The organism is Flavobacterium hydatis, from assembly GCF_000737695.1.
GTDB classification, from domain to species: domain Bacteria; phylum Bacteroidota; class Bacteroidia; order Flavobacteriales; family Flavobacteriaceae; genus Flavobacterium; species Flavobacterium hydatis.
Map to the genome: position 1 here is coordinate 1 of NZ_JPRM01000084.1, position 652 is coordinate 652.

General features: G+C 32.2%; 4 protein-coding genes. All 4 read left to right on the forward strand.

The features are described 5' to 3' along the window. Positions 1-96: 96 nt before the first annotated feature. Positions 97-249, forward strand: coding sequence for a class I lanthipeptide (locus IW20_RS26515; protein ID WP_165571475.1), 153 nt, complete (start codon positions 97-99; stop codon positions 247-249). Between the two features lies 1 nt (position 250). Further along, positions 251-403: a class I lanthipeptide gene (locus IW20_RS26975; RefSeq protein ID WP_205625930.1), complete on the forward strand. Its 153-nt coding sequence runs from the start codon at positions 251-253 to the stop codon at positions 401-403. Further along, complete coding sequence (locus tag IW20_RS26090; protein ID WP_165571476.1) at positions 393-560, forward strand: class IIb bacteriocin, lactobin A/cerein 7B family; 168 nt, start codon at positions 393-395, stop codon at positions 558-560. The genes IW20_RS26975 and IW20_RS26090 overlap by 11 nt, the downstream gene beginning before the upstream one ends. Positions 561-590: 30 nt before the next feature. Further along, the coding region (locus IW20_RS26980) for a class I lanthipeptide (protein ID WP_205625931.1) at positions 591-652 on the forward strand (62 nt) is incomplete at its 3' end.

Genomic DNA, 652 nt, shown 5'->3' on the forward strand with positions numbered 1-652 from the left:
GGAACTACTCCTATTTGTGTAGGTGTAATTATTGGCTTGACAATACACATTGCAATGGATAACTAATTAACTAAACCCCTCTAAAATTTAAAAATTATGAAAAATCAAAACACAATAAACAAGCTTGCTTTCAATAAAGTAGCTGTAGCAGAATTAAATGATACTAAAATGGATGTAGATGGTGGAACTACTCCTGTTTGTCTTCCAATCACTATCATCGTTTTAACATTACTACCAAGTGATTTATAAGATGAAGAGACAAAATACAATCAACAAGCTTGCTTTCAATAAAGTGGCTGTTATAGAATTAAACGATACTAAAATGCATGACGTGGAAGGCGGAAGTACTCCTCTTGTTCTTCCAAGTACCATCATCATAACGGTTCTATCATGTGATTTATAGGATGAAAAACAAAAAACAACCAACAGGCTTGCTTTTCAATAAAGTGGCTGTTACAGAATTAAATGATAACCAGATGCATGATGTAGATGGCGGAACTACTCCTATTTGTGTAGGTGTAATTATTGGCTTGACAATACACATTGCAATGGATAACTAATTAACTAAACCCCTCTAAAATTTAAAAATTATGAAAAATCAAAACACAATAAACAAGCTTGCTTTCAATAAAGTAGCTGTAGCAGAATTAAA

Bases quoted from the DNA above. Each gene is read 5' to 3' on its own strand.
- IW20_RS26515 (WP_165571475.1), top strand. From the start codon at position 97: ATGAAAAATCAAAACACAATAAACAAGCTTGCTTTCAATAAAGTAGCT.
- IW20_RS26975 (WP_205625930.1), top strand. From the start codon at position 251: ATGAAGAGACAAAATACAATCAACAAGCTTGCTTTCAATAAAGTGGCT.